This window comes from Kitasatospora sp. NPDC098652, assembly GCF_044760155.1.
Lineage (GTDB): Bacteria > Actinomycetota > Actinomycetes > Streptomycetales > Streptomycetaceae > Kitasatospora.
The window spans coordinates 216,860-240,643 of record NZ_JBIWAQ010000008.1; the positions used below are offsets into that span (position 1 = coordinate 216,860).

At 74.2% G+C, this 23,784-nt stretch carries 24 protein-coding genes and 1 pseudogene; 11 read left to right on the forward strand and 14 right to left on the reverse strand.

Annotation, left to right across the window (positions count from 1 at the left end):
• The first annotated feature begins 10 nt into the window (after window positions 1-10).
• Entirely contained in the window at window positions 11-493 is a 483-nt protein-coding gene (locus ACIQWA_RS19785; RefSeq protein ID WP_402484112.1) for a MarR family winged helix-turn-helix transcriptional regulator, read from the forward strand.
• Between the two features lie 45 nt (window positions 494-538).
• Here ACIQWA_RS19785 and ACIQWA_RS19790 read toward each other — a convergent pair whose 3' ends face one another.
• Together ACIQWA_RS19790 and ACIQWA_RS19795 are read right to left on the reverse strand one after the other, a co-directional pair.
• Window positions 539-763: a hypothetical protein gene (locus ACIQWA_RS19790; RefSeq protein ID WP_402484114.1), complete on the reverse strand. Its 225-nt coding sequence runs from the start codon at window positions 761-763 to the stop codon at window positions 539-541.
• A gap of 380 nt (window positions 764-1,143) precedes the next feature.
• On the reverse strand, window positions 1,144-1,815 hold the full coding sequence (locus ACIQWA_RS19795; RefSeq protein ID WP_402484116.1) for a DUF5906 domain-containing protein: 672 nt from the start codon (window positions 1,813-1,815) through the stop codon (window positions 1,144-1,146).
• A 63-nt stretch (window positions 1,816-1,878) separates the two neighbouring features.
• On the opposite strand from ACIQWA_RS19795, the gene ACIQWA_RS19800 reads away from it, so the two are divergent.
• A complete protein-coding gene (locus ACIQWA_RS19800; RefSeq protein WP_402484118.1) occupies window positions 1,879-2,304 on the forward strand; it encodes a BrxA/BrxB family bacilliredoxin in 426 nt (141 codons plus the stop codon).
• 493 nt (window positions 2,305-2,797) lie between these two features.
• Here ACIQWA_RS19800 and ACIQWA_RS19805 read toward each other — a convergent pair.
• A pseudogene (locus ACIQWA_RS19805) lies at window positions 2,798-2,971 on the reverse strand (alkaline phosphatase family protein); the annotation flags it as partial.
• 48 nt (window positions 2,972-3,019) lie between these two features.
• Between ACIQWA_RS19805 and ACIQWA_RS19810 the strand changes: the two are divergent.
• Window positions 3,020-3,463, forward strand: coding sequence for a hypothetical protein (locus ACIQWA_RS19810; protein WP_402484308.1), 444 nt, complete (start codon window positions 3,020-3,022; stop codon window positions 3,461-3,463).
• 62 nt (window positions 3,464-3,525) lie between these two features.
• Here ACIQWA_RS19810 and ACIQWA_RS19815 read toward each other — a convergent pair whose 3' ends face one another.
• Window positions 3,526-4,557 (reverse strand): medium chain dehydrogenase/reductase family protein, encoded by a 1,032-nt coding sequence (locus ACIQWA_RS19815; RefSeq protein ID WP_402484120.1) that lies wholly within the window; start codon window positions 4,555-4,557, stop codon window positions 3,526-3,528.
• 119 nt (window positions 4,558-4,676) lie between these two features.
• Between ACIQWA_RS19815 and ACIQWA_RS19820 the strand changes: the two genes are divergently transcribed.
• Entirely contained in the window at window positions 4,677-5,318 is a 642-nt protein-coding gene (locus tag ACIQWA_RS19820; RefSeq protein ID WP_402484121.1) for a TetR/AcrR family transcriptional regulator, read from the forward strand.
• A gap of 123 nt (window positions 5,319-5,441) precedes the next feature.
• Here the strand turns inward: ACIQWA_RS19820 and ACIQWA_RS19825 are convergent, their stop codons facing one another.
• Together ACIQWA_RS19825 and ACIQWA_RS19830 are read right to left on the reverse strand one after the other, a co-directional pair.
• Entirely contained in the window at window positions 5,442-6,317 is an 876-nt protein-coding gene (locus ACIQWA_RS19825; RefSeq protein ID WP_402484122.1) for a maleylpyruvate isomerase family mycothiol-dependent enzyme, read from the reverse strand.
• Window position 6,318: 1 nt separating this feature from the next.
• The gene (locus ACIQWA_RS19830) at window positions 6,319-6,849 is read right to left on the reverse strand and encodes an SRPBCC family protein (protein WP_402484124.1); all 531 of its coding nucleotides are present in this window, start codon (window positions 6,847-6,849) and stop codon (window positions 6,319-6,321) included.
• A gap of 322 nt (window positions 6,850-7,171) precedes the next feature.
• On the opposite strand from ACIQWA_RS19830, the gene ACIQWA_RS19835 reads away from it, so the two are divergent.
• The gene (locus ACIQWA_RS19835) at window positions 7,172-8,104 is read left to right on the forward strand and encodes a LysR family transcriptional regulator (RefSeq protein ID WP_402484126.1); all 933 of its coding nucleotides are present in this window, start codon (window positions 7,172-7,174) and stop codon (window positions 8,102-8,104) included.
• Window positions 8,105-8,138: 34 nt separating this feature from the next.
• Here ACIQWA_RS19835 and ACIQWA_RS19840 read toward each other — a convergent pair whose 3' ends face one another.
• The 5 genes from ACIQWA_RS19840 to ACIQWA_RS19860 all read right to left on the reverse strand — a co-directional run bounded on the left by ACIQWA_RS19840 (window position 8,139) and on the right by ACIQWA_RS19860 (window position 12,390).
• Window positions 8,139-8,528 carry a hypothetical protein gene (locus ACIQWA_RS19840; RefSeq protein ID WP_402484128.1) on the reverse strand — a complete coding sequence of 130 codons (390 nt, stop codon included), beginning with the start codon at window positions 8,526-8,528 and terminating at the stop codon, window positions 8,139-8,141.
• A gap of 89 nt (window positions 8,529-8,617) precedes the next feature.
• Window positions 8,618-9,388 (reverse strand): GNAT family N-acetyltransferase, encoded by a 771-nt coding sequence (locus tag ACIQWA_RS19845; protein WP_402484130.1) that lies wholly within the window; start codon window positions 9,386-9,388, stop codon window positions 8,618-8,620.
• Between the two features lie 87 nt (window positions 9,389-9,475).
• Window positions 9,476-10,594 carry a hypothetical protein gene (locus ACIQWA_RS19850; protein ID WP_402484131.1) on the reverse strand — a complete coding sequence of 373 codons (1,119 nt, stop codon included), beginning with the start codon at window positions 10,592-10,594 and terminating at the stop codon, window positions 9,476-9,478.
• 193 nt (window positions 10,595-10,787) lie between these two features.
• Window positions 10,788-11,267: a DUF4240 domain-containing protein gene (locus ACIQWA_RS19855; RefSeq protein ID WP_402484133.1), complete on the reverse strand. Its 480-nt coding sequence runs from the start codon at window positions 11,265-11,267 to the stop codon at window positions 10,788-10,790.
• Between the two features lie 148 nt (window positions 11,268-11,415).
• Entirely contained in the window at window positions 11,416-12,390 is a 975-nt protein-coding gene (locus ACIQWA_RS19860) for a helix-turn-helix transcriptional regulator (protein ID WP_402484135.1), read from the reverse strand.
• A gap of 134 nt (window positions 12,391-12,524) precedes the next feature.
• Between ACIQWA_RS19860 and ACIQWA_RS19865 the strand changes: the two genes are divergently transcribed.
• Entirely contained in the window at window positions 12,525-13,085 is a 561-nt protein-coding gene (locus ACIQWA_RS19865; protein WP_402484136.1) for a DinB family protein, read from the forward strand.
• A gap of 98 nt (window positions 13,086-13,183) precedes the next feature.
• Here the strand turns inward: ACIQWA_RS19865 and ACIQWA_RS19870 are convergent, their stop codons facing one another.
• Entirely contained in the window at window positions 13,184-13,399 is a 216-nt protein-coding gene (locus ACIQWA_RS19870) for a heavy-metal-associated domain-containing protein (RefSeq protein ID WP_402484138.1), read from the reverse strand.
• A gap of 304 nt (window positions 13,400-13,703) precedes the next feature.
• Here ACIQWA_RS19870 and ACIQWA_RS19875 point away from each other — a divergent pair, with 304 nt between their 5' ends.
• From ACIQWA_RS19875 to ACIQWA_RS19885, 3 genes are all read left to right on the forward strand, one after another.
• Window positions 13,704-15,551 carry a TIGR03619 family F420-dependent LLM class oxidoreductase gene (locus ACIQWA_RS19875; RefSeq protein WP_402484140.1) on the forward strand — a complete coding sequence of 616 codons (1,848 nt, stop codon included), beginning with the start codon at window positions 13,704-13,706 and terminating at the stop codon, window positions 15,549-15,551.
• Window positions 15,552-15,739: 188 nt separating this feature from the next.
• Window positions 15,740-16,660, forward strand: a complete 921-nt coding sequence (locus tag ACIQWA_RS19880; protein ID WP_402484294.1) for a glutaminase — start codon at window positions 15,740-15,742, stop codon at window positions 16,658-16,660.
• Between the two features lie 285 nt (window positions 16,661-16,945).
• Window positions 16,946-18,451, forward strand: coding sequence for a hypothetical protein (locus ACIQWA_RS19885; protein ID WP_402484142.1), 1,506 nt, complete (start codon window positions 16,946-16,948; stop codon window positions 18,449-18,451).
• 60 nt (window positions 18,452-18,511) lie between these two features.
• Here ACIQWA_RS19885 and ACIQWA_RS19890 read toward each other — a convergent pair whose 3' ends face one another.
• Together ACIQWA_RS19890 and ACIQWA_RS19895 are read right to left on the reverse strand one after the other, a co-directional pair.
• Window positions 18,512-19,534 carry a MerR family transcriptional regulator gene (locus ACIQWA_RS19890; protein WP_402484144.1) on the reverse strand — a complete coding sequence of 341 codons (1,023 nt, stop codon included), beginning with the start codon at window positions 19,532-19,534 and terminating at the stop codon, window positions 18,512-18,514.
• A 26-nt stretch (window positions 19,535-19,560) separates the two neighbouring features.
• On the reverse strand, window positions 19,561-20,229 hold the full coding sequence (locus ACIQWA_RS19895; RefSeq protein ID WP_402484146.1) for a HEAT repeat domain-containing protein: 669 nt from the start codon (window positions 20,227-20,229) through the stop codon (window positions 19,561-19,563).
• 188 nt (window positions 20,230-20,417) lie between these two features.
• Here ACIQWA_RS19895 and ACIQWA_RS19900 point away from each other — a divergent pair, with 188 nt between their 5' ends.
• Both ACIQWA_RS19900 and ACIQWA_RS19905 read left to right on the forward strand, forming a co-directional pair.
• On the forward strand, window positions 20,418-21,764 hold the full coding sequence (locus tag ACIQWA_RS19900; protein ID WP_402484147.1) for a DUF2254 domain-containing protein: 1,347 nt from the start codon (window positions 20,418-20,420) through the stop codon (window positions 21,762-21,764).
• Window positions 21,765-22,199: 435 nt separating this feature from the next.
• Window positions 22,200-23,783 carry a serine/threonine-protein kinase gene (locus ACIQWA_RS19905; protein ID WP_402484149.1) on the forward strand — a complete coding sequence of 528 codons (1,584 nt, stop codon included), beginning with the start codon at window positions 22,200-22,202 and terminating at the stop codon, window positions 23,781-23,783.
• Window position 23,784 lies beyond the last annotated feature (1 nt).

Consider the following 23,784-nt stretch of genomic DNA (forward strand, 5'->3'; position numbering starts at 1 on the left):
ACTATATGCCGTGGAAGATACATTGAACGGCGCCCCCGCCGCAGCCGGCCTCGCCGGGTTCTTCGCCGACCTGGTGCGGTGCGAGACGCGGCTGTACAACGCCCTCAACGACCGGCTCCGCGAGCGGCACGGGATCGTCACCTCGCAGTACGAGTTCCTGGGCTACCTGCACCGCCACCCCGGGTGCCGGGTGGCCGACCTCGCCGCCGAGTTCGCCATCGGGGTCGGGGCGACCAGCAAGGGCATCGACCGCCTGGAGAAGCAGGGGTGGGCCGCCCGCCGGCCGAACCCGGCGGACCGCCGCTCCTCGCTGCTGGTCCTGACCGAGGAGGGCACCCGGCTCGTCGAGGCGGCGGAGCGGACCGTCACCGAGGGCCTGGCCGAGCTGCTCTCGGACACCCTCGACGCCGCCGCGCTGTCCTCGGCGGCCGGGGCCCTGGCCACCCTGCGCGCCGCCCTCGAACGCGACCAGGTCGGCATCCCCACAGGCTGAATCAACGCAGCCAGCCAGGAACGACGACCGGCGCGGCGCCCCGGGTCAGCCCGTGATCGGACGGGTGTCCAGCCGGACGTGGTCCACCGCCCAGTACCAGTTGTTGCCCGCGTCGTACATCCGGAACTTCAAGGTCACCGACCGCGCACCCGCCGGCACCGCGAACTGCCGGACGACCTGGACGTTCTGGGCGTCTCTGCCCGCGTTGTCGTTGCCGGTGGCGTCCGAGCTGTAGCGGACCAGTCGGGTCTCGGCCCCGTTGTCGAACACCGCGGTGACGGCGGCCTTCTGCGGGGCCTCCTGGCGGTAGTGCGAGTCGAAGGCCAGGTGGAGGGTGTCGGTGCCGACCGGGATCGGGACGGCGGGCGAAACCAGCGTGGAGTCGAAGACGCCCTTGCGGGACGGCGAGCCGGTGGGGCGTCACTGCCGGTCTTCACCAGGACGTCCGTCAGGAACTCCGCCAGCGCGTCCGAGTTCTCCTTAGAAGTTGGAGGTCGCGGCCTTGATGCAGTCGGGCTCCTCCAGGCCCTCGGAGTACCACTCGACCGTACCGGCGACCGCCCACGCGGCGGTTCCCTCGGCCCTCTCGCGCAGGTCGGCGAAGATCCCGTGGTCCCGCTCCTCGGGCCGAAAGTACCGGTCGAACTTGATCAGCTTGGCCCTTCGCCACAGGCCGGTGTCTGAGACCGGGAGGCCGGGGTGTGGTTGGAGGCCAGCCACAGAAGCAAGGACGGCTGGTAGGTGAAGAGGTTCTCCCGCATGAACCTCGCCGTCAGTTTGTCGCTGCCGGTCGCACGCTTCAGCACGGACTCCGACATCGCCGTACCGGCCTCACCCTCCGAGGCCATCACCATCCGAGCCCCGCGCAGCGCGGCCAGGTCGGCGGGGATCGAGCTGCCCCGGTCCTCGAACGTCTCGAAGCGCGTGGTCTCGCCGAGCGCGTCGAATACGTACGACAAGGTGTCCAGGAACACCAACTTGCCGTTCGCGCCGACACCGACCAACACCGCGAACGCCTGCTCCGCGGTGCTGCCGGTGATGCCGGCGTCCGATGCCCGGTCGTCGGTGAAGCGACGGCGCAGGGTCAGGAACCGGTCGAACACGGGGCGATCGATCCCCACCGGGCGGAACTCGGCTCGGGCCGGGGTGATGTGCAGCACCGCCCCGGCGTCCACCTTCGGGAACGCCTGGATCTTGCGGTCCACCGTGATCAGGTCGTCCGCGTGGGCATAGGCCGCAAGCTGCCCGACGACCGAGGTGTACACCGACTTGGAGGTCGTCAGGTTGCCCAGGACCGTCTTCCCGCCGATCTGACCGTCCATCCAACCGAGGCCATACCTCGATACGCTGAGCCATCAGACGTTCTCTCTCAGTGAGGAGTGGGCATGCCGTACCCACCGCAGATGGTCAAGGCGTTCAAAGAGGAGCTGACCAGGATCGGCTTCACCGACCTGGTCACCGCCGAAGCCGTGGACAGCGCGATGAAGAAGGCCGAGACCGGTGTCACCCTGGTGGCCATCAACTCCGTGAGTGGATGTGCGGCGGCCATCGCCCGGCCCGGCGTGCGCCTCGCCCTGGAGAACCCCGACCACCGCCCCGACCTGTTGCTCACGGTCTTCGCCGAGCAGGATCTGGAGGCGACGGCCCGGATGCGCTCCTACCTCGAGGACCTCCCGCCCTCCGACCCCTCCTTCGCCCTCTTCAAGGACGGCGAACTCGTCTACTTCATGCCCAGGTACCGCATCGAGAGCCGCGACGCCAACGCCGTCGCCGCCGATCTCGACAACGCGTTCGACCAATTCGGCGAGTAGCCCATCCCCCTCCGCGCACCCCGGCCCAGGAACCCCGGTGAAGCCCTGGGCCGGGAGCAGATCCTGAGAGGCCGCGCCAACTCGCCGCCACAGGAGGAGGATGCCGTGTGCCAGGAGTTCGGGGCCTCCCGCGCTCACCTGGCCGGGTAGCGCGAAAACCCTGGCCATCTACGGTGCACAGTCACACTGGAAGTGGCGGGTTGTCAGGCCGCGGCGGTGAGCGAGGGCAGGGTGTCCGTGAAGCCGGGCACCTCGGCCTCGACGCGGGTGTTCGCGGCCTGCTGTCCTTGCCGGATCTCGCCCGGCCGATCAGTGCGATGTTCTTCAAGGTCGCCTCACTCCTTCGCAACCGTTGAGCCGCGCCGGTTAACAACCGCGCCGACGGACCCCGGAACGCAGAGAGGCCCTGCCCTCCCTGGACAGGGACGGCAGGGCCTCGGAGGTGCCGCTGTCAGCTCAGCGAGTCCTCCAGCGCAAGCAACGCGACGCCGCGCACGGCGGTGCGGTCCCCGAAGCCCCGGACGCCCGCCAGGGTGCCGAAGTAGTGGTCGAACGCGCGGTTCTCCTGCATGAACACCACGACGTGTTCGATGGCGGCCGGCCGTCCGCGCCGACGGCCTCCGCCGCACCGGCGGCATCCCCTACGCTGACGCCAGGCCCCGGGCAGTAGGCCCGGGCCGCCGGACCGATGCGCACCGACACCGGGGGGAACCGCGTGATCCGCGTACAGCAGCGCACCTACACCCTGATCCCGTGGCCGTGGCGGGTGATGTCCTGGGCCCAGGCCCCCGAGGGGCTGGAGTTCACCCTCTACGACGTCGTCGACCCGGTCGCGCCACCCGTGCGCGGCGTCGAGGTGCCCGGCACGCCGGAGGAGGCCGCCCGCTGGAAGGCCGGCCACGACGCCTACCTGAGCCTGCTGCGCGAGGCCGAGGAGACCGTTCGGCACGCCCACGGCGTGCGCTGCCGGCCCGGGTTCATGGTCGACATGCGCTCGGTGCGCCTGCGCCGCTACGACCTGATGCCCCACCGGAAGTCCCGCTCCCGGCGGCTGTTCGCCGAGTGCCTGGACCGGATGCACACCTACGAGGACGCCTACCGGCCGATCCTGGCGGAGATCGAGGCCCGCATCGCGGCGGCCTCCGCCGACACCGCCTGACCAACGGCGGGCCTGGCCGGGCCTGGCCGGGCCGGGCCGGGCCGGTGCAGAGCCGAGCCCGGTCAGCGGACGACCTTGCCCGCGACGGTGCGCGACTCGGCCAGGGCGAGCGCGGCCGCGGCCTCGTCGAGCGGGAACTCGGCGGCGATCTGCGCGGTGAGCGTGCCGTCGTCCAGCAGGGCCAGCACCTGGGTGAGGTCCTCGCGCAGCCGGGCCCGGAAGGCCTCCGGGCGGCGCCTGCCCGCCCAGAAGTTGTAGAAGTGCGCGGACCGGCCGTTGGGCAGGCTGTTCCACAGCGCCAGCCGGGCGAACAGCTTCAACACCGGGAGCTGAGAGTTGCCGGCCTCGTCCTTGGTGGCGGCGGTGCCGTAGGACACCAGGACTCCGCCGCGGCGCAGCAGCGACCACGACTGCTCCAGCCCGGCGCCGCCGACGTGGTCGAACACCGCGTCGACGCCGTCCGGCGCGAGCTCCCGGATGCGCCGGTAGAGGTCGGGGTCGCGGTAGTCGACCGGGGTCGCACCCAGGGCGCGAACGGTGTCGTGGTGCCGCGCGGAGGCCGTGCCGATCACCGCGATCCCGGCATGCCGGGCGAGTTGGACCAGGGTCGAGCCGACACCACCGTTGGCGCCGAGTACGACGATCGTGCCGCCCCGGCGCACCTTCGCGGTCCGGTGGAGCATCTGCCAGGCCGTCACGCCGTTGACCACGACGGTCTCCGCGTCGGCGGCCGTCACGCCGTCCGGCACCGGGACGAGGTCGGCGGCGTCGAGCAGCAGATGGCTGGCCCAGGCGCCGGTCTTGGTGACGGCGGCGAAGCGGCGCCCGACCATCGCGGGGTCGATGCCCGGGCCGGCGGCGACCACGGTGCCGACCACGTCGTAACCGGGCACGAAGGGGAACGGCGGCTGGTCGTAGTACTTGCCGCGGCGCATCTGCTGCTCGGCGAAGGAGACCCCGGTGGCGTCCATCCGGAGCAGGACGTGGCCGGCGCTCGGCGGCGGGAGGTCGCGGGTGCGCAGCCGGAGGCCGCTCGGCTCGACCTCGCCCGGCAGGACGACCTCGGTGGCGTGGGTGACGACGGTGTTGTTCACGGTGTGCTCCGTTCGGCTCAGTGATGACGGTGGCGGTGGCTACGGCCGTAAAGTTACATGCGTAAGCTCACGGCCGACAAGAGCTGCCGCTCGTAAGTTTTCACCTGTAAGCTCACGCCATGGGAAACGAACCGAGCACAGCCCCCGTCCGCGCCCGCAACCGTCGCGGGGAAGGCGCCCGCCTGCGCGAGGACATCGTGGCCGCCGCAGTCGAACTGCTCGACGAGGCCGGCACCGAGACCGCCGTCACCCTGCGGTCGGTCGCCCGCCGGGTCGGGATCGCCGCCCCCTCGATCTACCGGCACTTCCCCGACCAGCCGGCCATCATGCTGGCCGTGGTGCGGCAGGCCTTCGAGCAGATGGAGGCCCGGCTGCGCGCCGCCGTCGGCGCGGCCGACGACGACCCCCGGCAGCGGCTCACCGCCCTCTGCCACGCCTACCTGGAGTACTCCCGGGAGCACCCCGAGCGCTACCGCACCATGTTCGGCGGCGTCTGGGTGCCCGCGCTCCAGGACACCACCGTGACGGCGGACGACATGGGCGCCCTCGGCCAGGAGCTCCTGCACCTGTTCGTCGAGACCCTGGAGGCGTGCGTCGCCACGGGCGCGTCCACCAGCACCGACCCGTTCGCGGACACCGTGGCCCTCTGGCTGGGCCTGCACGGACTGGCCCACCAGCAGGCGGCCACGGTCGCCTTCCCGTGGCCGGAGGGCATCGCCGACCGGCTGATCGTCACGCTGGCGCACCTCAAGGCCGAGTAGCCGGGCGGCTGGAGAGCCGTGCCATCGGACAGCGGGACAGCCGAACGCCCGGCACCGGACGAACCGGTGCCGGGCGCGGCCACGTCGCCTACGTACGCCCGCGCCCGCCCGTCCGCTGAGCACTCACCCCCAGCCGGGCACCGGCGGCAATGGCCAGGCCGGCAGCACCGGCGGCACCAGCGGCTCCGACTGCCCGCCGGCCACCCGCAGGCCCGTCAGCGGGCCGCGCCCGGCGAACCAGGCGAGCAGCGCGTGCCCGGGGCCGCTCACCACCGGGCCCGCCCCGCCGATCACCCAGCTGCGGCCGAGGTCCTCGGCCTCCACCCGGGCCACCGGCACCGACCGTACGGCCGACGCCGCGGCCGTCTCGGCCAGGGCCGCCCGGACGAACGTCGCGGGCCAGTCGGCCGGCCCGCGGCCGAGGTCCAGGTCGACCGCGTGCACCTCCAGCTCCCGCCAGGCCCGCCACAGCAGGTACCAGGCCGGGTGCCGCCAGCCCGCCAGTGCCGGGACCAGGACGTCCCGGCGCCCGACGGGCAACTGAGCCGCGTCCCGCAGCAACCCGTCCAGGCCGTCCCGCAGGTCGTCGACCAGCGCCCCGGCAGCGCGCCCCGCGCCCTCGCGCAGCCGCCGGTCCAGCTCGTCGGCGTCGGCGCGCGGCCCGGGCGCGCTGCCGGTACGGGCCAGGGCGAGCATCCAGCGGTACGCGTCGGCACTGCGGGCGAGGTGGGTGAGCACATGGCCCCGACTCCAGCCGGGGAGCAGCGAGGGCTCACGGGCCTGCCGGTCGGTCAGCGACGCGAGGTCCGCGCACAGGCGTGCCGCCGACGCCCCGAGCTCCGCGAGCAGCCCGGCGAAGTCCACCGGACGGTCGGGCTCCGCGAGCCCCGGCCAGTCGAGCCCGGAACGGGCCGGCTCCGAACAGTCGAGCTCCGAACAGTCGAGCTCCGAACAGTCGAGCTCGGAACAGTCGACCTCCGAGCGGGCCGGTTCCGGCACCTCAACCCCCGCTCTCCGCCATCGACTTGATGCCCTCCAGCGTCGCCGTCATCCCGGTCCGCAGCTCCCCCAGACGGAAGGCGACGATCTTCTCCTCCGCCTCCGGCCGGGCGTCGATGGCCCGGGTGACTCCGCTACGGCCCGGGCCGAGCACCACCGAGTGCCGCACCAGAGTGCCGCCGTCCTCGGGGCGCAGCTCGAAGCGCCACCGGGCCAACGCACCGGTCGCGTCCGTCACCGGGGCGCCGAAGCGGCCGTCCGCGTCCAGGACGGCCCAGACGAAGGCGCGGTGCTCGACCACCTCCACCACCTCGGAGACCGTCCGCCAATCGGGCATCCCCGCCCGCCGGTTGTACCCCTCGAAGCGGGCGCCCGGCGCGGGGCCGTCCGCACCGTCCAGCCAGGCGACCCGTTGGAGCTCCGGGCTGTGCCGGGCGGGCAGTGCGATGTCCGTCACCAGCGCCCAGAGCCGCTCCACCGTCGCCCCGACGAACACCTCGCAGTCCGCGCCGGGACCATCGGCGTACCGCATTCCGTTCCCCCCTCCACTGCCCGACTGTCCGACCTGCCCGTGCACACACGGGCACACGGGCACACGGGCACGCGGGCACGCGCGGATGCAGCTCATGCAGCTGATTCAAACGGGTCGGCACCCGCCCCGCCCCCGCCTCTACGCGTCCGGAGCGCCGCGAAGGCAGCGGGCGGGTTGCCGCCCTCCTGCGGGCCCTGCCATCGATGATCGAGGCTGCCGGACTTCCAAGTCAATCCGCCGATTTCCTGGGGAACTTCCAAGGTCAGGCTTGGGTCGGACCCCTTCTCCTACCGTCCCGGATCCGGCAGTACCCTGGGCGTTCGTGACCCTCGACGACCTCCGCGTCTTCGCCGCCGTCTGCCGGGCCGGCTCGCTCAGCGCTGTCGCCCGCGACCTGGCGTGCAGCCAGTCCGCCGTCAGCCAGCACGTGAAGCGGCTGGAGCGCGAACTGGGCCTCGCCCTGATCGAGCGCCACCCGCGCGGCGTGGTGCCCACCCAGGCCGGACGCCAGCTGCAGACCGCCGTGGCCAACGGGCTGGGCGGCATCGACCACGCGCTGCGCACCATCGCCGAACTCGCCCGCGGCGAGGGCGGATCGGTGCGGATCACCACCGGCGCCACCAGCATCCGGCACTTCATGTCCGCCGCCGTGGTCGACTTCCGCGAACGGTTCCCGCAGGTCAGCCTGGAGTTCCAGACCGGTGTATCCAGCCGCAGCTGTCTGGACGCGCTCACCGCCGGCCAGGTCGACCTGGCCTGGATCACCCTGGGCACGCCCGTCCGCGGCATCGAGCAGCGTCCCGTCGCCGAACTGCCGTGGGTGCTCGCCGTGGCGGCCGCCGACCCGCTCGCCGCCCGGGAGCGCATCGAACCGGTCGACCTCCAGGACGCCCGGCTCATCGGACTGCCGCAGAACTCCGTCTCCCGCTCCCAACTGGACGACTGGCTCGGCAAGTCGGGCATCCGCCCGGTCTTCGACACCAGCGTCACCGACTGGGACACCGCGATCCTGCTCGCCGAACTCGGCCTCGGGCACGCCGTCGTCCCGGCGCTCCCCGAGTGGCAGGGCCCCGGCCATCCCGGGCTCCGGCTGGTGCCGCTGCCCGACCTCCCGGGCCTCACCGTCGGCTGGGCGGCGCGCGAGTGGCTCACCCTGGGACCGCTCGCCCGGGCCTTCGCGGACACCGTCGCCGACCACTGCGGGCGGGCGGCGGCAGGGCCGGTCAGCCCCGCAGCCCCTCGTCGCGCCCCCTGACCGAGCATTCCCCGGCCGACTATCCCTCGGCCGACTACCCCCCGGCTTCGTACTCCCTGACCGACCGCAGCCCGCCACCGCCCAGGAGCCTGGCCACCGGCAGTCCCTCGTCCCGGGACGTCACCGCCGTCAGTCGCTCGAAGTCCTCGGCCAGGACGTCCAGCAGGCTCAGCACCTGCTCGCCGGTCCGCAGCTCCAGCACCAGTTCGCAGCGCAACTGGGCCGGCAGCTCCGGGCGGTGGGACAGCCCGTGCCACAGCACCGCCCGCAGGTAGTGCCGCCCCTCGGGCGCCGCGTGCGCCGTCAGCCACGCCGGGTCCAGCCGCTGGGAGAGGCCGAGGCCGGCGGCCCGCTCCTCCAGTCGCACCAGCGCCGGGGTGTCGACGGCCATCAGGTCACGGGGCAGGGCCCGTTCCGTGTTCATGCCCCCATCCTGGCGCACCCGTACGACTGCCAACGCCCGGGCCGCCAAAGGGCCGTCAAAGGGCCGTCAAAGGGGCGGTCGGCGGGCCGTCAGCGCGTCTGGAAGGACAGGCTGCGGCCGATCTCGACGAAGCCCCGGCGCGCGTACCACGTGCGCGGCCAGTCGACCGCGTCCGCGAGCAGGAACAGCTGCGGGATCCCGGCCGCCGCCGCCAGGGCCAGGCCGCTGGCCAGCAGGGTGTCACCGTGACCGGCCCCGCGGTACGGGGTCGCGGTGACCAGGTCCTCCAACTGGGCCAGCCCGAGGGCCGGTTCGAGGTAGAGGTCGACCCAGGCGGCGACCTCGCCGTCCGCCGCCCGGGCGGCCAGGAAGTGCACCTGCTCAGCACCGCGCCGCCTGGTCGGCCGACGGTCGGCGAGCTGCCGGAGCAGTTCCGCGCCCTCGTACCACTCCCGCTGCTGCCGCAGGACGGCCTCCCGGATGTCGGCGAACTCCGTCGGCAGAGCAGCCGGTTCGGGTAGCGTGCAACCCGCCGTGTCCCTGGCCATGACCACCACGGCACTGCGCTCGTACCCGGCCCCGGCCAGCACCGGCGCGGCCCGCTCGCCCCACGCCTCGTCCAGCACGGTGATCGCGTACTGCGAGCGCTGCCCGAGCCAGCGCACCGCCAGCCCCGGCAGGGCCGCCGGGTCGGTGCCCGGTCCGGTGACGATCAGGTGGTTGTGCTCGTGGGAGAGCACGAACTCCGGGTTCCGCACGGCGAAGACCCCGGGGAACTCGGGCAGTTCGACGACCTCGGCCGCCTGGCGGCGGGCGAAGGCGACGTGGAAGGCGGCTACCCGCTCGAGCAGATCGGACATCCCGCCATGATCGCCCGGCCCGCGGCCGTCGGCCAAGCGAATATCCAGCCTCAGGCACGACCGAGGAACCGCCGGATCCGCTCGCTGCTACGGGCTCGGCAGCGCCTCGTGCAGATAGCCCGGGTCGAACCGCTCCACCGACGGCAGCAGGCGCGCGTCCGGGCCCGCCGACTCACGCCCGTCCTGCACACGCCCGTCCTGCCGGGCCAGTTGGGCCTTGGCCATCCGTAGGACGTCGGACGGATCGGGATCGTCGTCGTGCCTGTCCAGGTACCCGTACCGGTCCTGGGTCAGCTTCTTGGCCTTCCGCACGCACGACCGCAGCCTGGCACGGGCCAGGACGGGGTTCCCGACCCGGAGGAAGTGCTGGGCCAGCCACAGCTGGCGCAGGTCCGGCCGGTCCACCCGCAACCGCACCATCGCCTCCACGTCCGGCTCCACACCGGCGAGGACGCCCCGGCAGTCGAGGTAGAACAACTGCTCGTGGTCGAGGGCGGGATGCAGCTCACGGGCCGTCCTGAGGGCATCGTGCACCTGCACCCGGTCGCCGACCTCCGCCACCCGCAGCAGAGTGAGGTACACCACCCACTTCCGCACGTGCTGACAGCCGAGGTCGTGCGCCCGGGTGAAGTGCCGGTCGGCCAGCTCCAGGTCGCCGTCCTGGATCGCCCGGTAGCCGAGGTCGCACCACCAGTCCGCCTCCGAACCCAGCGGGCCCACCGCCATCAGCAGCTCCATCGGCGGGTGCTCCGGGTGGTACTCCATCAGCATGTCGCGCACCTCCCGGGCTTTGCGGTGCTCCCGCAGCCCCGGCTCCCCCCGGTACAGGTCGGTCAGCCGCACGGCCAGGGACCGGCCGGTCGTGGCCAGGGCCTCCCGCAACCGCTCGTAGGTGTCCTGCTCCAGGCGGCCCCACCGACCGGACCGGATCCACCGGGCCAGCGCCCCGTCGACGAACTCGCCGGTCGCCACGTCCAGTCCGTTCACCACGGCGTCGGCGAGCGCCTTCAGCGCCTTGTCCGGATCCTCCTCCACCGCCCGCAGCCACTGCGCACGCGCGAGCCGCAGCCTGCGAACCCGACGCCGCCCCGGCAGGGCGAGGAGTTGGGACACCCCCTCCAGCCTCAGGGCCGCCCCCCGGTACCTGCGGTCCGCCTGCCGGAACAGCCGCTTGATCCGCCACACCCTGACCAGTGCCACACCCACCCCCGCCCTTCCTCTTCCCAACGTAACGCCCCTACGAAGCCCGCCCGTTCCGGCCCCACCCCCTACGGCGCCCTCCACTTCCCCCACCACCAGCCCACCCAAGCCGGGCCCACCACGACCACCCACCGCCGAGCCGCCACAGCAACACCCCCGCACCAGAAGTCGACCGGGCCGACTTCCCACGCCCCCCAGCTCAACGGTCGGCCCAGCCTTCGGCATTCGAGAACGACTCATAGCTGTGGCGAGTGGAGTGCTCCCACTCGCGCCCGGTGAGGCGCCGGTAGGCCCGGTCCGGGACGTACAGCAGGGCTTCGGCCCAGACCAGGTCGCGGGCGTACGGGCGGAACTGGGTCGGATCGCCGAGCACGGCCCCGTACTCGGCCCGGCCCGCTGCGACGACGGCCGCGCGGGTGTACAGGAACGCGTCACCCGACAGGTCGGCGCCGTACTCCCAGCGGTCGAGCTGGAACAGGGCGGCGGCCAGCTGTTCGGCGAACCCGATGACAGCGGGCAGCCCGGCCGCTGTCAGCCGCGCCGCCAGAGCGACGGCGAGCCGTTCCGCATCGGGGTCCGAGTTGGGCCCGGCCAATCGGCACTCGTCGATGAGCCGCCAGAAATGTCCTCGTTCATGCCCGGCAGCATGGACCACCACGCCGACAACCCCACCCCGCACCAGAAGTCGACCGGGCCGACTTCCTACACCGCCCAGCCCCCAGCCTCGCCCGGCTCAACGGGCGCCCCAGCCCCCGGCGCTCCAGAACCACTCACAGCTGGCGCGGCGCGGACGACTCCCCGCACCAGAAGTCGGCCGGGCCGACTTCCTACGCCTCCGCGCCGGCTTCCGCCGCGCGGCCGAAGCGGGTGGACCACTCCGCGATCAGTGCCCGCAGCTCCGGCGGGTGGACGATCCGGAACTCGGCACCCAGGGAGCCCAGGGCCATGGCAGGCCAGTCCAGCGAGTCGGCGGTCATCCGCAGGCGGCAGCGGGTGGCGTCCACCGCCTCGACGTCGCCCCAGCGGCCGACGAGGGCGCGGACGTGCTCGGCGGGGGCCTCCACCAGGGCCTCGACCCGGTTGGGGCGGGGCATGGCGCTGAGGCCCGCGCGGACGAACTCGGCGGCGTCGGCGGCCGGGAGGGTGCGGGGCGCGAAGCGGGCGCCGGTGGCCTCGGCGGCGGTGAGGCGGTCCAGGCGGAAGGTCCGCCAGTCGCCGCGGTCGAGGTCGTAGGCGACCAGGTACCAGCGCCGGTCGAGGCAGACCAGCCGGTGCGGTTCGACGTGCCGCTCGGTGCGCCGCGCGGAGGCGGTGGTGTACGAGAAGCGGAGCCGTTCGTCGTCCCGGCAGGCCAGGGCGACGGCGGTGAGGGCGTCCGGGTCGACGCGGGAGGCGGGGGCGGTGCCCCAGTCGACCGGGACGGTGACGGCGCGCAGCGCCTCGACCCGGCGGCGCAGCCGGCCCGGCATCACGTGCACGACCTTGGCCAGGACCCGGACGGAGGCCTCGGCGACCCCCTCCACCGGGCTGTCGGCGGCCGCCTGGAGCCCGACCGCGAGGGCGACCGCCTCCTCGTCGTCGATGACCAGCGGGGGCAGGGCCGCGCCGGCGGCCAGCTGGTAGCCGCCGTCGACGCCGCGCTGGGCCTCGACGGGGTAGCCGAGCTCGCGCAGCCGGTCGATGTCACGGCGCAGGGTGCGGACGGAGACGCCGAGCCGGTCGGCGAGTTCCTCGCCCGGCCAGTACCGGTGGGTCTGGAGCAGGGAGAGCAGTCGCAGGGTCCGGGTGCTGGTGTTCGCCATGGTCCCGATTCTGGCCGCTATTCAGGACAGGAACTGGCCGCAATGCTCCGTAATGTGGTTCTCGTCAGGGGGGAACGAGCCCCGGACCACCACCGAGCAGGCACCGATCAGGACCCGAACGGAAGGCCAGAGCCATGACCGCGACCACCACCCCCAGCACCACCACCCCCACCACCCCCGCCCCCGTCACCGGCGAGCGCGCCGACCTCCTGATCGCGCTGGAGAAGCAGCGGCACTTCCTGCGCTTCACCACCCGCGGCCTCACCGACGAGCAGGCCGGCCTGCGGACCTGTGCGAGCGAGCTGTGCCTGGGCGGCCTGGTCAAGCACGTGAGCACGGTGGAGCGGCTGTGGGCGGAGTTCATCGTGCAGGGCCCGTCCGCGATGCCCGACTTCTCCGCCATGACCGAGGCCGACTTCGCCCGCCGCGCCGACGAGTTCCGGCTGCTGCCGGGCGAGACGCTGGCCGGGGTGCTCGCCGCGTACGCCGAGGTGGCCCGCCGGACGGACGAGCTGGTGGCCACCCTGCCGGACCTCGACGCGACCCAGCCGCTGCCGAAGGCGCCCTGGTTCGAGGCGGACGCCGAGTGGTCGGCCCGCCGGGTGCTGCTGCACGTCATCGCCGAGACCGCCCAGCACGCGGGCCACGCCGACATCATCCGCGAGTCCCTGGACGGCGCGAAGAGCATGGGCTGAGCCGGGTGGGGCCCGCCGTCCCGGGCGACGGGCCCCGGGGCGGCGGGCCCCGGGGCGGCGGGCCCCCGGCCCGTCCGGGGTCAGACCCCCGTCCGGGGTCAGACCTCGTCGACGAGGGTGAAACCGGCCGCGTCGACCGCACTGCGCACCGCAGTGGTCTCCAGCGGCTGGGCGGAGGCCACGGTGACCCGTCCGCTGAGCGCGTCCGCGACGACCTCGGTGACCCCGGGGATGGCGGCGAGCCCGGCGCTGACGGTCCTCTCGCAGTGGCCGCAGCTCATGCCGTCGACGGTGAGGACGGTGGTGATGGACATGACGGTGCCTCCGGTTACGGGTCGTGGTGCGGGTTGCAGCGCGGGCCGCACCGCGGATCATGATGCGGACCGTGGTGCGGGTCGTCGTGATCGGGTCGTCGTGATCGACCCGCACCACAACAGCCGATTCCGACGGCGATCCCCAGGAACACGCCGCACAGGTGGCACCTTCGAGTGGTTCCGGGAACCGGCGGCGGCGTCCGCCCGACGGGAGCCCCGACAGGAGCCCCGACGCCTGGCGCTCCGGGCGCCCGTCGGCCGACACTGGGTGCTCCGGCCCCCGCACGGAAGGCGTAAGGACCCCATGCCCCTCGGACTCGCCCTCCCCCAGTACGGCCGCTTCGCCGACGCCGCCCTGACCGTCCGGATCGCCGCCGCGGCCGAGGCGCTCGGCTACGACCGGCTCTGGACGGCCGACCGGCTCCTGGTCGCCAACGCCCCGCGGACCCCGTACCCCGGCGGCAGCGGCGCCGTCCCGGAGAGCCACCGGACCTTCCTCGACCCGCTCACCCTGCTGACCGCCGCCGCCGGCGCGACCAGTCGGGCCCGGCTGGGCACCAGCACGCTCAACGCGCCCTGGTACCCCCCGGCCCTGCTCGCCCGCACCCTGACGACGATCGACCTGGTCAGCGCCGGCCGCCTCGACGTCGGCTTCGGGCTCGGCTGGTCCGAGGACGAGTACCAGGCGGTCGGCGTCCCGTGGCGGGGCCGGGCGGCCCGGCTGGAGGAGACCCTGGACGTGCTGGAGGCGTTCTGGACCGGGGGTACCGACGTCCGGCACACCGGTGAGCTCTGGACCGTCCCGCCGTCGACCGTCCTGGCCCGCCCGGCCCAACGGCCGCGCCCGCCGGTCCTGTTGGGCGGGGTGAGCCCGGCCGCGCTGGAGCGGGTCGGGCGGCGCGCCGACGGCTGGCTGGGCGTCGGCCTGCCGCTGCCCGCCCTGCGCCCGCTCTGGGAGCGCGTCCGGGACTCCGCCCGGGCCGCCGGCCGCGATCCGGCGGCGCTGCGCCTGGTGCTGCGGGTCAACCCGGTGGTGACCGCCGACCCGGCGCCCGCGGGGGACGCCCCCCAGCGCGGCACGGTCGGCCAGATCGCCGACTACCTGGCCGCCGCCGTACGGGAGTTGGGCGCGGAGCCGCTGATCGACCTGCACCACGCGGCACGGTCACCGGAGGAATTCCTCTCCCTCGCCCGGGAGTTCCGTGACGCCCTGGCCGTTCCGCCGCTTCCGGCCCCGCCCCCAACGACGGACAGACCGACGGACAGACCGACGGACTGGACCCGCCGCCGCAGCCTGACCGTTCCTCCTGATGTACCCCGTTTTGAGTCCGCCCAGGAGTTGCACCACCGCCATGGCCGACACCACCGCGCCCCCGCCCCACCGAATACGCCGACCGCACGGCCGTACGGCGGCGGGCGGCGGCCGATGACGGCGGCTGCCGCCCGCCCGCGCCGCTGGCGGCACTGGCGCCGCTGGCAGCACCGGCGCCCCTGGCACGCCGTACTCGCCGTGGCGCTGGTCGCGGCGGTGACCGCCGGCCTGCTGTGGTGGCAGCCCTGGCGCAGCGAGCCCGCACCGCTGGCCTTCACCACCGCCCCCGGCGGCTCCGCCCGCTTCGGCACCGGGGAGCACCTGTACCGCTACAAGGTGCGGGTGGAGGACGGGATCGCGGAGAGCCCGGCGCAGTTCGCCGACGAGGTGGACGCCGTCCTCGGCAACACCCGGCGCGGCTGGGCGGCCGGGAACACCGCGTCCTTCCAGCGGATGGCCGCCGACCCGGTGGACTTCACCGTCTACCTGGCGACCCCGGGCTCCACCGACCGGATCTGCGGCCAGTACGGGCTGGACACCGGCGGCTGGGTCAACTGCGGCGTCCAGCACCAGGTGGTGATCAACCTCAGGCGCTGGACCGAACTGTCCGATTTCTACCGGAACCAACCGGAGCTGTACCACGCGCTGGCGATCAACCACGAGGTCGGGCACATCCTCGGCAACGGCCACGTCGACTGCCCGGGCCCGGGCGCCCCGGCGCCGGTGATGATGCAGCAGATCAAGGGCCTGCACGGCTGCGTCCCGAACGGCTGGCCCTACACGGACTCCGGCACCCTGCTGACCGGCCCGCCGGTCCAGGCCCCGACCGACGCGCCGTAGCCCGCGACCGACGCACCGCAGCCAGCACCCCGGTACGCCACGCACCGGCACCCCCGCCTGGCGCACAGCACTCCCCCGAGCACGGATAATCACAGGTCGGACCGGGGGTCGCCGCACGGCGCCCCCGGCCGGATCGTGTCCGTACCCGTCCGTGCGTGGAGTGAAGAACCTTGTTCGATGTGGAGAACCTGGACTACCCGGTCCTGCTGGCCGCCGCCGAGGCGGCCGCCCGGGCGACCACGGGCCGGGGCCACATCGCCGACTACATCCCGGCCCTCGCCGAGGCCGACCCGGAGGCCTTCGGCATGGCCGTGGCCACCGTCGACGGCGAGCTGCACGGCGTCGGCGACTGGGAGCAGCCGTTCTCGATCCAGAGCGTCTCCAAGCTGTTCTCGCTCGCGCTCGCCCTCGCCTACAGCGCCGACGGCGGCGAGGACCTCTGGCGGGGCGTCGGCCGGGAGCCCTCCGGCAACCCCTTCAACTCGCTGGTCCAGCTGGAGACCGAGCACGGCATCCCGCGCAATCCGTTCATCAACGCGGGCGCTCTGGTGGTCACGGACCGCCTGCAGTCCCTGACCGGCGACGCCTCCGGCGCCGTACGGCAGTTCCTGCGCCGCGAGTCCGGCAACCGGCTGCTGGACACCGACCCGGTGGTCGCCGTCTCCGAGGCCGAGCACGGCCACCGCAACGCCGCGCTCGCCCACTTCATCGCCAGCCACGGCAACCTGCGGAACCCGGTCGACACCGTGCTGGACCACTACTACGCGCACTGCGCCATCGCCGCGAGCTGCCGTGACCTGGTGCTCGCGGGCGCCTTCCTCGCCCGCTACGGCGTGCGCACCGACGGCACTCGGCTGATGAGCCGTGGCGAGGCCAAGCGCCTCAACGCCGTCCTGCTCACCTGCGGCACCTACGACGCCGCCGGCGAGTTCGCCTTCCGCGTCGGCCTGCCCGGCAAGAGCGGCGTCGGCGGCGGCGTCCTCGCCATACTCCCCGGCCGCGCGGCCGTCTGCGCCTGGGGCCCCCGCCTCGACCAGGCCGGCAACTCGGTCGCCGCCGTGACCGCCCTGGACACCCTCACCACCCTCTCCGGCTGCTCGGTGTTCTGACCAGCAGCACGTCCACACCGCCCCGACCCCGCCACCCCGGCGGGGTCCACGGGCCGGACGGGTGCTTGTACGACAAAGCGTCAGTGGTCCATGCTGGCCGCATGAACCGCCACACGCACCTGAGCCGTCGACTCGACGTCGACCTCGGGCACGCGTGCTCGGCGATCTGTCACCGCGCGCTCTGACGCGGTGATCAGCCCGGCGCCCCCGGCGCCGTCGGGAACCCCATCCGGGCGATCACGTGCACCACCACGCCGCCCACTCCTCCTCCCGATGGGGACTCCCATGCGCCTCGCGCTGCCCGCACTCGTGACCGCCGCCCTGCTGGCCCTCGCCGTCCCGGCCCACGCCGCCGGCCCGTCCGCCGCCACCGTCCCGTCCGGCGACGGCCCGTCCTCCACCGTCCCGTCCGCCACCGGCCCGTCCGCCGCCGGCCCGTTCGGTCCGCTCCCGCCGCACAACCCGTACGCGGGGCCCGACGGCACCGCCACCATGCACGGCGACACCGGCTCCTCCGACGCCACCCCGCTGCCCGGCCCGGGGCCCGGCCCGCTCGACTCGGAGCGGGTGGCCCTCCAGTCCGCCTGCCCGACGGTGCTGGTCGGCTCGGACGGACGCCCGGTCGCGCTCTGCACCACGATCTTCGGCCTCGTCCCGACGGTCCACCTGCTCGACCCGGCCGACGGCGGTTCCGTCGCCGAACTCCCCATCGCCAAGGGCTCATTGCTCGGCGGCGTGTACGCCTACCTGGACCAGGACGACCGCCTGGTCGTGGTGGACGGCAACCGCGACCTGCTGCGGATCGGCCACCACCGCACCGCCACCGGCGCCTGGGCGCTGACCGTCGACAGCCGGCAGTCACTGGCCGGCGCCGTGCCCGAGGGCGACACCGTGACCGGCCTGTCCCCGGACTGGCAGGGCCGGGTCTGGTTCGCCACCGGCGGCGGGGTGGTGGGCACCGCCGACGACCGCACCGGCACCGTCCGCGCCCTCGCCCTCCCGGCCGGGGAGAAGGTCGCCAACTCCATCTCCACCGCCCCGGCCGGCACCCTGGTGGCCACCACCCACGCCACCTACCTGCTGACCGCCGAGGCCGACGGCACTCCGCGCATCGCCTGGCGCCGGACGTACGACCGCGGACCGGGCCGCAAGCCCGGACAGCTCAGCTGGGGCACCGGCTCCACGCCGACCTTCTTCGGCCCGCGCACCGGCACCGAGTACGTCACCGTCGTCGACAACGCCGCGCCGACCGTGCACCTGCTGGTCCAGCGCACCGCCGACGGCTCCGAGGTCTGCTCCGTCCCGGTCCTCAGGGCGGGCGGCAGCGGCAGCGAGAACTCCCCGATCGGCGCCGGGAACGCCGTCTTCGTCGCGAGCACCTACGGCTACCCGTACCCCAGGCTGCCCGCCGACGCCGGGTCCAGCGTGCCCGCGTCCGGCCGCTTCTCCGGCGGCCTCAGCCGGGTCGACGTCCGCGCCGACGGGTCCGGCTGCGACCTCGTCTGGGACACCTCGGTGCGCTCCGCCGCCGTGCCGAGGCTGTCCACCGGTGACGGCCTGATCCATACCGTGCTGCGCCGGCCGGTCATCCCGGGCACCGACGCCACCTCGATCCTCGATCCGTACTACTACGCCGAGATCGACCCCCGCACCGGCAGCGTCACCCGCACCCACTACCTCGGCGCGGGCTTCCTCTTCGACACCCTCCAGATGGTCGGCTCCATCGCCCCCGGCGGCGTGGTCTACCAGGGCACCACCACCGGCGTCCTGCGGATCAGCAGCGCCGGCTGACCGGCCCACCGCCACCGCTCGGCCGCGCGGCTATTCGGCTGCGCGGCGCGCGGCAGTCCGCTACCGCGCGCCGCGCAGCGTGAGCACGTACGCCGCCGTGAGCGCGACCACCCGGTCGCCGTCCCGCGCCAGCCCGGCGAGCGCGCCCGCCGCCGTGCTCCCCGGGATGTCCGCGAGCGCCTGGGTCAGCCGCCGCCGGGCGGGCTGGTCGACCCCGTCCCGGGCCAGGCGCTCGACGAGCCGCCCGGCGATCCGGTCCGCCAGGGCGGGGTCACCGGCGTCGGCGGCGCCGTTGGCCAGCTCGGCCAGCGCATCCGCCGCGTCGGCGTCGTGGCGCTCCTCGACGATCATGTCGATGAGCGTCGGGACGGCGTCGGCCACCCGCCTGGCCCCGAGCGCCAGGGCCGCGTACCGGCGGACCACCGGATCGGGGCCGGCCAGGGCGTCCCGCAGCAGCGCGGTCGCCGCGTCGGCCGGGATCTCGGCGACGGACCGGACGGCGCGTTCCCGCACCTCGGCCGAGGGCGAGCCGAGGCCCGGCGCCAGCACGGCCACCGCCGCCTCACCGGCCTGCGCCAACGCCCACCGCAGGGCCCCGGCGGCGTTCGGGTCCGACTCGGCCAGCACCGCCTCGGCCAGCGCCTCCAAGGGGACGGGGGCGTCCTCGGCCGCGGCCAGGGCCGCGCGCTGGCGCGCCCCCGCGCTCTTCGACTCCAGCCCGTGGAGCAGCGCGACGGTCCGCAGGACGTCCTCCCAGCCGGCGGGCTCGGCCGCACCGATCCGGCGCAGCCGCGTCAGCAGTTCGGTCTCCGCCGCGATCCGCTCCAGCGTGCGGGCGACGAGGTCGTCGACCAACCCCGAGGGCGTGAAGCCCGGGTCGTCCAGCGCCCGCCCGACGTCGTGCAGCGACAGACCGAGGGAGCGCAGGCTCTCGATGTGGAAGATCCGCCGGATGTCCGCGTCGGAGTACTCCCGGTAGCCGGAGCCGGTGCGGCCCGACGGCCGTACCAGGCCCAGCGACTCGTAGTGCCTGAGCATCCGGGCACTGACCCCGGACCGCCGGGCGACCTCACCGATCAACACCGTCCACCACCGATCGACATGCCCTGCTACCCCTCCCGGTCGGTCCCGAGGACGGCGATCCGCTTCGCCTCCTCGATCGCCGACCCGAAGCCGGCGTCCGGGTCGCGGCGCAGCGCCTCCGTGGCGAGCGCGTGGGCGCGCACCCGGGGATCGGGATCCGCCGTCGCGGCCGTCAGGACCGGCGCCGCCGCCTCCCCGAGCGCGACCAGCGCCCGGCTGAGGCTCAGCTGCGCCTCCCGGCCGCCGCGCCCGAACTGCGTCGCCAACCCTACGGCCAGGGCGGGCCGCTCATCCTCGGGCGCCAGCACGACCGCGGCCCGCCAGGCGCTGCGGGCCACCTCCTCGTCGGGGTCGGACAGCAGCGCCGGGGTGACGGCCGGCCACGCCCGGGGGTCCCCGATCTTGGACAGGGTGTGCAGCGCCTGGCTCCGCGCCTGGGCGCGCTCCGAGCGGACCTCCTCGAGCAGCGGCGGGACGGTCACCGCCGCGGGGTGGCGGGTGAGCGCCCAGGTGAGCATCTCCCGCACCGGGAAGTCGGGCTCGACGGCGCACCGCTCGACCAGCCCGTCGACGTACTCCGGGTCGGGGTTCGTACCGACGGCCAGCGCGGCCCGCAGCCGTACCGACGGGTCGTCGTGCGCCAGCCCCCGCAGCACTCGCACGGTGTTCGCGTCCTCGGTCGATGTCGTCGTCATCAGGACCACCTCCTGGACGCCAGTAAAGGGCTTGTCACAGTGTCAAGGTCAAGCGAACGGGGGTCGAGCGGCCAGGGCCGAGCAGGCCGGCACCGCCGAGCGGGCGCCGAGCCGGGAGGCCGCCGGGAACCTAGGGTGGGTGACCGAGGGGGGTGTGCTGGCGGGACGGGCGTACGGAGGTGGGCGAGGTGATCCGCGGTGTCCACCTGGAGGCACAGTGGCGGCGCGAGGCGCTGCGGACCAACCTGTGGGTCGTCCCGGTGCTGGAGGTCGGGTTCGCCGCGGCCCTGTTCGCGGTCACGGTCGCGCTGGACCGGGGCGCCTACGACGGGACGCTGGGCCTGCCGTCCTGGGTGATCAGCGGGACGGCGGACTCGGCGCGGCAGATCCTGGCGGCGATCGCGGCGGCGCTGATCACCGTGGTCGGCGTGGTGTTCTCGATCATGATCGTGACGCTCACCCTGGCCTCCACCCAGTTCGGGCCGCGCATGCTGCGCACCTTCATCCGGGACCGGACCACCCAGATGACCCTGGGCACCTTCGTCGGGACGTTCGTCTTCGCGATCCTCTCGCTGGTCGTCATCGGACCGGGCCCGAGGGGTGACTTCGTCCCCCACCTGTCGATCACCGCGTGCATGGTCCTGGTCATGCTCGACCTCGCCGTACTGATCTACTTCATCCACCACATCGCCACCTCCATCCAGCTGCCCCGGGTGATCGCGAGCATCGCGGCGGAGCTGTCGGAGGCGATCGAGGCGGGCGCGGGCAGGTCGGACCGGCCGACCGGGGGCGGCGCGGGACCGACGGCCGCGGAGCTGAACGTCCGGCTGGACACCTCGGGGGCGACGGTCCCGGCCCCCGCCAGCGGCTACCTCCAGTTCGTCCGGCACCGCACGCTGGTCCGGATGGCCACGGAGCTCGACGCCGTCATCCGGCTGGACCACCGGCCGGGGCACTTCCTCGTCCAGGGCCACCAGCTGGCCACCGTCTGGCCGCCCGCGGCCGCGCCCGAGGTGGCCCGCAGCTTCGCCCGCGCCCATGTCGTCGGTTCGACCCGCACCCTCGCCCAGGACATCGCCTTCGCCGTCGACCAGTTGGTGGAGATCGCCATCCGGGCCCTGTCCACCGCGGTCAACGACACCTTCACCGCCCTGACCTGCATCGACTGGCTGGGCGAGGGCCTGTGCCGGATCGCCGCCCGCTGGGACCCGAACCCCGTCCACCGCGACGAGGCCGGGTACATCCGGGTGATGACCGTCCCGGTGGGCTACGAGCGACTGGTCCAGCGGTCGTTCGAGAAGATCCGCCAGGCCGCCCACGGCATGCCCGCCGTGCTGATCCGCCAGCTGGACGCGCTGGCCGAGATCATGGCGGAGACCCGGACCGAACAGCAGCGCCGGGTCCTGCTCGAACAGGCGGAGATGATCGAACGCCTGAACCTGGAGTCCGTCCCGGAGGCCGCCGACCGCGACGACGTCAGACGGCGCTACCTCTCGGTCCTGGCCGCCTACGCCCGGGCCGGCCGGTCGGGCTGACCCCTGCCCCTGACCCCTGCCCCTGGGCCCTGCCCGGGGGCCCTGCCCGAGGCCCGGGACAGGGGCCGCCCGGGGCCCGGAACGGAAGCACGGAACTCGGTAGCGCTACGTGGATATGACATGTACTCTGCGTATCGCTGGTTGAACACGCTGCGGGCCTGGTCGCCACTCCGTGGGGGGAGTCACGCCCAGGCCCGATCGCCGGCCCGGGGCCCGGTTGCGCTCGTGGGGGAGCGTCAGCCGGGCCCTTCGGTGGGTCCACGTCGTTATGCCCAGCCTGACGGTGTTTCAGTCATGACAACCCGTCGGCATCTCAAAACCGCACCGCCACCGCATCGCCTCCGCGCCACCCTCGCCCACCCTCCCCCTCCGTCGGCCGTACCGGCTCTGCCAGACTGTGGCGGACGTACAGGCCGGGGAACGGGGGAACCGACGGTGGCGGACAGCGGGGACGGCGTTGCGGCCGTGACCTCGGCGGGGCGGCTGGTCGGCGGCCGGTACCGGCTGGCGCGGCGGCTCGGGGCGGGCGGTTTCGGCAGCGTCTGGCAGGCCCACGACGAGGTGCTCGGCGTGGACGTGGCCGTCAAGGAGGTCCAACTGCCGCCCGCCGCCTCGCCCGAGGAGCACTCCGAGCGGCTGCTGCGCGCCCAGCGGGAGGCCCGGCACGCGGCCCGGCTGCGCGACCACCCGAACGTCGTCGGCGTCCACGACGTGGTGATCGACGGCGGCGTGCCGTGGACGGTGATGCAACTGGTCGTCGGCCGTTCCCTGGAGGAGCGGATCGCCCGGGAGGGCCCGCTCCCGACCGCCGAAGCGGTGACGGTCGCCGAGGCCGTGCTCGCCGCGCTCGGCGCCGCGCACCAGGCGGGGATCGTGCACCGCGACGTGAAGCCGGCGAACATCATGCTGGCCGACGACGGCGGCGTGCTGCTCGCCGACTTCGGGATCGCCGTGCAGCAGGACCAGACCGCCCTCACCGCCTCGGGCGCCTTCATCGGCTCGGTCGACTACCTCGCGCCCGAGCGCGCCCACGGCAGCCCCGCGGCCCCGGCGGGCGACCTGTTCTCGCTCGGTGCCACGCTCTACCAGGCCGTCGAGGGCCGGCCGCCGTTCCGCCGGGACACCCCGGTGGCGACGCTCACCGCCGTGCTGTTCGAACAGCCGCCGCCGATGGCCCTGGCCGGCCCGCTGGCCCCGCTGATCGACGGCCTGCTGGCGAAGGACCCGAACGCCCGCCTCAGCGGCGCGCAGGCGACCGCCCTGCTCGCCGAGCACCGGCCACCACTACCGCACCAGCCGCTGCCGCCGGCCCGGCCCGCGCACCCGCCGACCGCGCTCGCCACCCAACCGGTCTCCCCAGCGGTCTCCCAAGCGGTCACCCAGCCGGTCGCACCACTGGTCGCCCCGCCGACCCTCCCGGGCGGGCTGGGAGAACCGGGCCTGCCCGCACCGACCAGCCGCCGGGGGCGCCTGCTCGCGTCCGTCCTGGTGCCGGCCGGGCTGCTCGCCGTGTACGGCGTCTCGCTCCTGCTGACCGGCGGCACCGTCAGCCTCGAGGCCGGTGGGAACGTGACCCCGCAGACGGTCGCCGCCATCAATCACGCGTCCGGATCGGGCTTCCCGCTGTACTCCGCGCTCGGGATCGCCGACACGGAGCGGGCCATCGGCTTCCTGTCCTGGGTGTGGCTGGTGCCCGCCCTGCTCACCCTGGTCTGCGCGGCCGCCCTGCCGCACCGCCCGTACCCGGCCCTCAGGCGCCTCGGGTACGTCTGCGCCCTGCCGCTGCCCTGCGCTCTCATCGGCGTGGACTTCACCGTGAGCCCCGACGACCTCGCCCGCCGGCTGCCGCCCACGCTGCAGGCGAACCTCACGCTGACCTTCGGGGCCGGCTGGTGGCTGCTGCACGCCGCCGCCGTGCTGACCCTGGCCGCCCTGGTCTGGCAGCACCTCCGGACGGCGCGCGCGGACCGGGCCCCGGTCGTCCGCACAGCGACCGGGGCCCGGGGATCCGACGGCTGAC

Bases quoted from the DNA above. Each gene is read 5' to 3' on its own strand.
- ACIQWA_RS19795 (WP_402484116.1), bottom strand. From the start codon at position 1,815: ATGGACGGTCAGATCGGCGGGAAGACGGTCCTGGGCAACCTGACGACC.
- ACIQWA_RS19800 (WP_402484118.1), top strand. From the start codon at position 1,879: ATGCCGTACCCACCGCAGATGGTCAAGGCGTTCAAAGAGGAGCTGACC.
- ACIQWA_RS19820 (WP_402484121.1), top strand. From the start codon at position 4,677: ATGGGAAACGAACCGAGCACAGCCCCCGTCCGCGCCCGCAACCGTCGC.
- ACIQWA_RS19830 (WP_402484124.1), bottom strand. From the start codon at position 6,849: ATGCGGTACGCCGATGGTCCCGGCGCGGACTGCGAGGTGTTCGTCGGG.
- ACIQWA_RS19840 (WP_402484128.1), bottom strand. From the start codon at position 8,528: ATGAACACGGAACGGGCCCTGCCCCGTGACCTGATGGCCGTCGACACC.
- ACIQWA_RS19845 (WP_402484130.1), bottom strand. From the start codon at position 9,388: ATGTCCGATCTGCTCGAGCGGGTAGCCGCCTTCCACGTCGCCTTCGCC.
- ACIQWA_RS19860 (WP_402484135.1), bottom strand. From the start codon at position 12,390: ATGGCGAACACCAGCACCCGGACCCTGCGACTGCTCTCCCTGCTCCAG.
- ACIQWA_RS19865 (WP_402484136.1), top strand. From the start codon at position 12,525: ATGACCGCGACCACCACCCCCAGCACCACCACCCCCACCACCCCCGCC.
- ACIQWA_RS19870 (WP_402484138.1), bottom strand. From the start codon at position 13,399: ATGTCCATCACCACCGTCCTCACCGTCGACGGCATGAGCTGCGGCCAC.
- ACIQWA_RS19875 (WP_402484140.1), top strand. From the start codon at position 13,704: ATGCCCCTCGGACTCGCCCTCCCCCAGTACGGCCGCTTCGCCGACGCC.
- ACIQWA_RS19885 (WP_402484142.1), top strand. From the start codon at position 16,946: ATGCGCCTCGCGCTGCCCGCACTCGTGACCGCCGCCCTGCTGGCCCTC.
- ACIQWA_RS19895 (WP_402484146.1), bottom strand. From the start codon at position 20,229: ATGACGACGACATCGACCGAGGACGCGAACACCGTGCGAGTGCTGCGG.